The organism is Pseudoleptotrichia sp. (assembly GCF_057270515.1).
Genome location: NZ_DBHIXS010000025.1, coordinates 1 through 8,285 on the forward strand (window position 1 = coordinate 1; position 8,285 = coordinate 8,285).

Annotated in this window: 9 protein-coding genes and 1 pseudogene; 9 read left to right on the forward strand and 1 reads right to left on the reverse strand. The window is 30.0% G+C overall.

Annotation, left to right across the window (positions count from 1 at the left end):
• The first annotated feature begins 238 nt into the window (after window positions 1–238).
• The 9 genes and pseudogenes from nikB to ACO5J6_RS09995 all read left to right on the forward strand — a co-directional run bounded on the left by nikB (window position 239) and on the right by ACO5J6_RS09995 (window position 7,566).
• Window positions 239–1,180, forward strand: a complete 942-nt coding sequence (gene nikB, locus ACO5J6_RS09955; protein ID WP_485643719.1) for a nickel ABC transporter permease — start codon at window positions 239–241, stop codon at window positions 1,178–1,180.
• A gap of 2 nt (window positions 1,181–1,182) precedes the next feature.
• On the forward strand, window positions 1,183–2,004 hold the full coding sequence (gene nikC, locus ACO5J6_RS09960; protein ID WP_485582323.1) for a nickel transporter permease: 822 nt from the start codon (window positions 1,183–1,185) through the stop codon (window positions 2,002–2,004).
• A 34-nt stretch (window positions 2,005–2,038) separates the two neighbouring features.
• Window positions 2,039–3,598: an ABC transporter substrate-binding protein gene (locus tag ACO5J6_RS09965; RefSeq protein WP_485643720.1), complete on the forward strand. Its 1,560-nt coding sequence runs from the start codon at window positions 2,039–2,041 to the stop codon at window positions 3,596–3,598.
• Window positions 3,599–3,607: 9 nt separating this feature from the next.
• Entirely contained in the window at window positions 3,608–4,393 is a 786-nt protein-coding gene (locus ACO5J6_RS09970; protein WP_147006372.1) for an ABC transporter ATP-binding protein, read from the forward strand.
• Window positions 4,377–5,189, forward strand: coding sequence for an ABC transporter ATP-binding protein (locus ACO5J6_RS09975; protein WP_485643721.1), 813 nt, complete (start codon window positions 4,377–4,379; stop codon window positions 5,187–5,189). The genes ACO5J6_RS09970 and ACO5J6_RS09975 overlap by 17 nt, the downstream gene beginning before the upstream one ends.
• An 89-nt stretch (window positions 5,190–5,278) precedes the next feature.
• Entirely contained in the window at window positions 5,279–5,533 is a 255-nt protein-coding gene (locus tag ACO5J6_RS09980) for a type II toxin-antitoxin system RelB/DinJ family antitoxin (protein WP_485643722.1), read from the forward strand.
• Entirely contained in the window at window positions 5,533–5,796 is a 264-nt protein-coding gene (locus ACO5J6_RS09985; RefSeq protein ID WP_485643723.1) for a Txe/YoeB family addiction module toxin, read from the forward strand. Before ACO5J6_RS09980 ends, ACO5J6_RS09985 begins: the two co-directional genes overlap by 1 nt.
• Before the next feature lie 333 nt (window positions 5,797–6,129).
• Window positions 6,130–6,873 (forward strand): hypothetical protein, encoded by a 744-nt coding sequence (locus tag ACO5J6_RS09990; RefSeq protein ID WP_485643724.1) that lies wholly within the window; start codon window positions 6,130–6,132, stop codon window positions 6,871–6,873.
• Between the two features lie 439 nt (window positions 6,874–7,312).
• Window positions 7,313–7,566 (forward strand): annotated as a pseudogene (locus ACO5J6_RS09995) (GlsB/YeaQ/YmgE family stress response membrane protein).
• A gap of 363 nt (window positions 7,567–7,929) precedes the next feature.
• Here ACO5J6_RS09995 and ACO5J6_RS10000 read toward each other — a convergent pair.
• The coding region (locus tag ACO5J6_RS10000) for a MarR family winged helix-turn-helix transcriptional regulator (protein WP_485643725.1) at window positions 7,930–8,285 on the reverse strand (356 nt) is incomplete at its 5' end.

Sequence of the window (8,285 nt, forward strand, 5' to 3'; positions counted from 1 at the left end):
CGGGAAGGGAAAAATTTAATATATAAAAACTGCTGTAAATCTGCATAAATACTATTCATCTGTTTTAATATATAAAATTTAGTTCAACTTTCGAAGTTGAATTTTTTATTTATAAAAATTATAAAATATAATTTAAATTTCTTTATTTAGTAAATTGGTAAATCGAAAAAAGCATAATGATTTTAATAAAATTCGTATTTTTAAAGGAGAAAGTGATAAATATCACGAATTTAAAATAATGATGAAAAATAAAAAAATAGTAAAATACGCTATTCAGATATTAATTGTACTTTTTGGAGTAAGTTTTTTGACTTTCTGCCTGATTTATATAGCACCAGGAGACCCTGCACAAGTTATGCTGACAGAATCTGGACTTATTCCAACCCCTGAACTTTTGGCTCATACACGAGCTGAACTTGGTGTAGACAAGCCATTTTATATTCAATATTGGAAATGGCTCTTTGGAGTTCTGCAAGGTAATTTTGGTAAATCGTATTCTTTGAGAATACCAGTAATTCAAAAGATAGGACAAGCATTTATACCTACATTATATTTATCCTTTTTATCACTATTTTTAATGTGTATCATTTCTATACCAGTTGGAATATTAGCGGCAGTGAAGGAAAATAAATGGCAGGACTATTTAATAAGAATGATAACTTTTATAGGAATGTCTGTACCAAGTTTCTGGCTAGGACTGATATTTTTGAGTATATTCGGGGTACAGCTTGGACTTGTGTCTGTTTCAGGAGGGCAAACGGATTTTGTTTCTGCAATTTTACCTGCCTTTACACTTGCAATAGCGATGTCTGCTAAGTATATACGGCAAATAAGGCACGTATTTTTGGAAGAACTGGGAAAAAGTTATGTAACGGGGGCAAGAATGAGAGGAATAAGGGAGCGGGATATTTTATGGAAACATGTATTGCCTAATGCAATGTTGCCAATAATAACGCTTTTAGGAATTTCTCTTGGAAGTCTTTTAGGCGGGACTGCAATTGTAGAATATGTTTATAACTGGCCAGGAATGGGCAGAATGGCTATAAAAGCTATAGTAGCCCAAGATTATCCGCTAATACAGGCTTATATTCTTATAATAGCATTCTTGTACCTTATAATAAATATAGCAGTGGATATTTCGTATAAGTATTTTGATGTGAGAGTTGGGGAGGTTGACTGATTTTGGAAAAATTGAGATTGAAAAGAAAAAATATTCAGTTGGCAGTATTTTTGACATTGGCCATTATAGTGGTTCTGATAGCAATTTTCGCACCTGTCATAGTACCAAAAAACCCTTTTAAAATGATAGCTCCAAGTTTACGACGTCCATCAAGGCAGTATATTTTCGGAACAGATCATCTTGGAAGAGATTTATTTTCAAGAATTATATATGGATCAAGATATTCAATATTTATGACTTTAGTATTAGTTTTTATAGTTTTTTTTATAGGAACTGTGCTTGGAGTGGTAGCAGGATATTTTGGTGGGATAATAGATACTGTGATAATGAGATTTGGAGATATGATGATTGCATTTCCGGGATTAATTTTTGCTATAGCAATAGCGGGGCTTTTAAATCCAAGCGCTAAAAATTCAGTTATTGCAATAGCGGCAGTTACGTGGACTAAATATGCAAGGCTTGCAAGAAGTATGGTTCTTAAAATAAAGCAGGAGCTTTATATAAAAGCTGCAAAATTAACAGGAAGCAAGGATTATTCGGTAATATTCAAATATATAATTCCAAATATGATTACAACGATGATAGTAACGGCAGTTTCGGATATAGGAACATTAATGCTGGAAATAGCGGCACTTTCATTTTTAGGATTTGGAGCACAGCCACCAATACCAGAATGGGGAGCAATGCTCAATGAAGGGAGAACGACCCTTAGCAGCGCACCTTGGATGATGATGTATCCAGGATTGGCAATAGTGATAGTTGTAACTATATTTAATATGCTTGGGGATGCGGCAAGAGATTTAATCGATATAAAAAGTGAATAGTTTATAAAAATAAAAATATATAAGGAGAAGACAAATGTTAAAAAATCGTAAAGGAAAATTTTTAGTATTAATTTTAGCTTTATTCACATTATTAGTAGCGTGTGGAGGGAAAAGTGCAAAAAGTAAAAGCAATCCAGATGAATTGGTGGTAGGAGTTACTACATTTGCAGATACTCTTGAGCCAACAGATCAGTATTTTGGATGGGTTATAACTCGTTATGGTGTAGGAGAAAATTTGACAAAGTTTGATGAAAAAGGGAATTTACAGCCATTGCTTGCTGAAAGCTGGAATTTAAGCAATGATAAGTTAGAATGGACATTTAAAATAAGAGATGGTGTAACTTTCTCAAATGGGCATCCGTTAACAGCAGAAGCAGTAAAAAAATCAATTGAAAGAGTTTTTAAAAAAAATAAAAGAGCTGAAACATATTTTAAATATGACTCAATAGAAGCTAATGGACAAACTTTGAAAATAAAAACAAAGGAACCTGTGGCAATATTACCTGATACGTTAGCAGATCCATTATTTCTTGTTGTAGATACATCTGTTAATACAGATGAGTTTGCACAAAAAGGGCCAATAACAACAGGACCGTTTATTGTTCAGGAATTCAAGCCTGGTGAACATACAGTTGTTGTAAGAAATGAAAAGTACTGGAATGGAAAAGCAAAATTAGCAAAAGTAACATTTAAAGATATAAATGATCAAAATACAAGGGCATTATCGTTAAAATCAGGAGAAATTGATGTGGCGTATAACTTGAAGGTTACTAATAAAGCTGATTTTGAAGGGGATAAAAATATTATAATAAATGAATTGAAATCGCTTAGATCAACTTATGCCTTTATGAACCAAACTAAAGGACTTAAAGATAAAGTATTAAGAGAAGCAATAATAAGAGGTGCAAATAGAGAAAACTATACACAAAACTTATTACAAGGTGGAGCAACTCCAGGAAAAGCACCAGTACCTCCGACATTGGACTTCGGATTTAATGAATTAAAGGATGAAAATGCTTATAATCGTGAAAGTGCTAAAAAATTATTAGCAGATGCAGGTTATAAAGATGTGGATGGAGATGGATTTGTAGAACGTCCTGATGGATCAAAACTTGACTTGAACTTTGTAATTTATACAAGTAGAGAAGAATTAGGAATCTATGCTCAGGCATTTCAGACAGATATGAAGGAAATTGGAATCAAAGTAACATTAAAGCCTGTGAGTTATGAAACAGTTTTGAGTATGAGAGACGATTCAAACTTTGATATGTTAATTTGGAACGTACTTGCTGCAAATACTGGAGATCCTGAAAAATACTTGCATGAAAACTGGTACAGCAAAGCAGAAACAAACAAAACAGGTTATTCAAACCCTGAAGTTGACAAAATGCTTGATGAGTTATCAAAAGAATTTGACAAAGCTAAGAGAAAAGACCTGATTGTAAAAATACAGCAGTTAATAATGAACGATGCTGCTACAATGTTCTTTGGATATGAAACTACATTCCTTTACAGCAACAAAGCAGTAACAGGACTTAAAATGTATCCAATGGATTACTACTGGATAACAAAAGATGTAGCAAAAGCTAATTAAGGAGAATTTATGTTGGAGATAAAAGATTTGACAATTCAGTATGGAGATAAGGATCCAGTAGTTGAAAATTTTTCTCTTTCATTGAAAAAAGGTGAAATAATAACAATAGTTGGGGAAAGCGGTAGTGGAAAATCTACCGTTCTTTCTTCTATTTTGGGACTATTGCCAAATGGAGGGAAAATAATTTCAGGCGATATAATTTATAATGGAGAATCAATGCTCAGTAAAAGCCTTAATCAATGGAGGGAACTGCGAGGGACTGAAATAACTATGATTTCACAGGATTCAGGAGGAACTCTTAATCCAATAAGAAAAATAGGAAAACAGTTTGTCGAATACATTCAGACACATTCCAAAATGTCAGCAAAAGAAGCTGAAGAAAAAGCAGAAGATATGTTTTCCAAAGTAAACTTGCCAGATCCTGAAATCATTATGAAAAGCTATCCGCACCAACTGTCAGGTGGAATGAAACAGCGTGTAGGAATAGCAATGGCACTAACTTTCCATCCAAAAATTATTCTGGCAGATGAGCCTACAAGTGCATTAGATGTTATAACACAGGCTCAAATAGTAAAGGAAATAATGGATCTCAGAAAAAAATTTGACACTTCTATCATAATGGTAACTCACAATCTGGGAGTTGCTGCATATATTTCAGATAAAATAATTGTTATGCAGAATGGAAAAATAGTTGATGCAGGTAATAAAAATGAAGTTATAGAAAATCCAAAAAGTGAATATACTAAAAAATTGCTAGAAGCTGTGCCTGAAATTGGAGGTGAAAGGCTTGTCTAATATTAATGACGTAATTCTTGAAACAAAAAATCTTACAAAAATTTATGAAAAATTAAATGATAAAAAAGTAGTGGCTTGTAATAAAGTGAATTTAAAAATTCATAAAGGAAAAACTTTGGGAATTGTTGGAGAATCAGGATCAGGAAAAACAACACTTGTAAATATGCTTATGGACTTGGAAAAGCCAACCTCTGGAGAGATTTTATATCACGGAAGGGATATAAGTAAGTTTACAAAACAGGAAGTGTGGGAAAATAGACAAAATATCCAAATAGTCTTTCAAGATCCATGGTCAGCTTTTAATCCCAAAATGAACGTTATGAAAATCCTCACAGAGCCATTATTGAATTATAGTAGACTAAAAAGATCGGAAAGAAAGCAAAAAGCTATAGAACTTCTTAAAATGGTTGACTTGCCTGAAGAATTTGTAACAAAGTATCCTCAAAATATGAGTGGTGGGCAAAGACAAAGGCTTGGAATCGCAAGAGCAATTTCGCTTGAGCCTGAGATACTTATATGCGACGAGGCAACTTCCGCGGTTGATGTCTCCATTCAAAAAAACATAGTGGAACTTCTTGTAAAGTTGCAAAAAGCAAAAAAAATAACAATGATTTTTATATGCCACGACATAGCACTGATAGAATCTTTTGCACACGAAATCGTAGTAATGTACCATGGAGACGTAGTGGAAACGATAGAGGGTGGACAAATTTCTGAAAAAGCAAAACATCCATATACGAAATCGTTATTGAGTGCAATTTTTCCTGTGTGTGGTGAAATGGTGGAAGTTAAGTAGTTTTACTGTTGTTTATATAACAAAAGTTTTATTTCTTATAATTTTTATGCTATAATTGTTATATATATTTATGTATAGGGGTGATAAAAATGAGTAAAACAACTTATGCATTTAAATTAGACGATGATTTAAAATTTGATTTGGAAAATGTATGCGAAGAATTGGGAATAACACTACCTGTTTTTTTTACAATGGCAGCCAAAAAATTGGTTAGAGAGAGAAAACTGGAAATTAACTTGTCAGAAAAAGATGATTATTTCTGCAGTGAAGAAAATATTACAAGACTTCTAAAAGCAAAGGAACAAATTGAAAAAACTGGTGGAACAGTTCACGAGGTGCTGTAATGGTAAAAAGATGGTCTGATGAAGCATGGGAAGATTTTCTTTTTTGGCAGAAGAATGATAAGAAAGTTTTTAAAAAAATATTAGAACTTATAAAAGACATTGATAGAAATGGATATGCTGGTATCGGAAAACCTGGAGGCTTGAAGCATGAACTGTCTGGCTACTGGAGCAGGAGAATTAATGAAGGAAATAGAATTGTTTATAAAATAGAAAATGGTGAAATTTGGTTTTTGCAATGCGGTTCTCATTATAAGAAAAAATAAAAAGGGTGGAAAAATTTTCTGCCTTTTTTTGAGTTTGGTTTAAATAAGTTTCATTGAATTATTAAATATTTTTGATAAGTATTTTTTGATTGAGTGTGTTACTGGAGTGTACCCAAAATTTTGTATGATATAATAAAATCAATATGGCAAAACAGCTTACTAATGAAAATATATTAAGACAGAAGATTAAAAATAGATTAAAAGAGCTTCAAGATAAGGGAATAGTAGATAAAAATATAAAACCGGAAGATTTAAATTATGAAAGAATATTTTATGAAAAGAATTGATAGATTTTTTAAAAATTTCTAAACCAAATAAGGAGAAAATAATAAAATGATTAAAAAAATATTGTTTATAATGATAATGATTAGTAATATTGTCTATTCAGAAGAACATTTTAGAGATTTAAAATATTTTGAATATACTTATATTGATCCTCCAATAAGTATATCAGAACGAAATTATGTAATAAAGCATAAAAATGAAAATAAAACGGTGTTTTATTTTAGATTAAAGGGGTTGTATCGTGGAATAACACGTAGCAGAGATAAGGATGAAATACTAAAATATATGACATTAGAAAATTTAGAAAATTATTATTCAAGGTTTAACCCTAAAGATAAATCTTATTATGGACAGTTCCTATATGGTAAATGGACTATCACAAATAATAATAAAACTAATGTGGAATTGTATATAGTAACTGTAGATGAAAACGGAAATATACATGAAAATAGGTATAATAAATTTCCAAATTTAGGACAAGCGTATCATATACATTGGTATATAAATGAGATAGATGAAAATAATGCACAAGGTTACTATTCTGTACCAGATTATGGAGAGATGATGACAATAATGACGCCAAATAAGATAATTTTCAAGAATCCTGATTTTTTTGCACCAGAAGAGAACAGATTATACGAGGAGTTAATATCATTATTTTATAATGAATTACCAGAAAGTTTTTTTAAACAAAGAAAGGAAAATCGAGCATACGAAATAAGAAGAATAATGTCTAAATATAATTTAAATTTAAAGGATATAGAAAATATATACCGTAAATTGAAATATTAATTGCGACATTTTACCAATTTTTTTCAAAAACTTATTTCTGTTATTTCAAAAATAAATTCTCTACTACAAAAAAATAAAGAACAATTAGAAAAGAGTATTACTCAAATTCCTGAATTAGTAAAAAATAGTGAAAAACTATTAGAAAATACTAATAATAATTTAGAAAAAATAAACTTAATTAGTGGAAGATGTCAATAGCATATAAAAAGTTTCTAAATAAAGATATTATTGACACTTCTAGTAGTGTATCTACGACTTTAGAAAATATTAAAAATGTTTCTTTTAGTGTTGCAGAATCAAGTAAATTTATTGCTAATAAGTTTATAGAAAAAACTACTAGGATAAAAAAATATTAGTAGTTTTCAAGTTTAGCAAATATTGTTTTAGATTCTCATGGTATATTAAGAAAAATCTTTAAAAAGAAAAAAGTTAGGAGGAAATTACGGGAATAATAGCTTGGTTAATACTTGGTGGTTTTTCTGGTTGGATAGCTGTATAATAATGAATAAAAATCCTTCAATGGGAATGATAGCTAATATAATAACAGGAATTATTGGTGCTTTTATTGGTGGAATAGTTTTTAATTTTTTTGGACACCAAAAAGTAACAGGATTAAATTTTCATAGTGTTATAGTATCTGTGATAGGAGCTTGTATTTTGCTTTGGATAATTGGAGCAGTTAATAAAAAATAAACAAAATTAAATTTTTCAAAGTGGAATGTTAAAATAGTAATATTTGGAATTTTATACAATAGTTCTTAATAAATTTTAACAATAAATTCCTTATTAATAAATTCAAGAGAGCTGTCTCATAAAGTAGAAAAATTATCATGAGTTTTTATATTTTTTTAGTTTGTCGCAATATATTATAGAATTTATGTATTAAAACCAAGTTATTTTGGTTTTGAATATATTGATAAATCATAAAAAAAGAAGGACTACAACATTTTGGTGTTAATAATCCTTTTGAATAAAATTCTGTTTTATTTTTTGAATTTTAAATATAATAATAAAAATAATAATTTTGACATAATCATTAATTATAGATAATATTTCTTATTCTTCATTTAATCTAGCAAGAAAATGTTTAAATTGTTCTTCATCAGTGTCTAATTTTCCGAAAAAAATTTCATCGATTTGCTCAACTAACGGAACAGCTTTTTGTAATACTTCTTCTCCTTTTTTGTTTAAAATAACAGCTTTTGCCCTTGTGTCTCTTGAATGTTCCTTTCTTTTTACAAAATCATTTTTTTCTAATAAATTTAATATTTGAGATACTGTCATAACATCTATCCCTGAAAGTTTTGAAATCATAACTTGCGTGACTTCGTTGCTGTCTTGTGATAAATAAGCAAGGGAAGCTAAAACAACAAATTGAGGGTGTGTTAAGTTCATTTTCTTTAGTTCTTTTT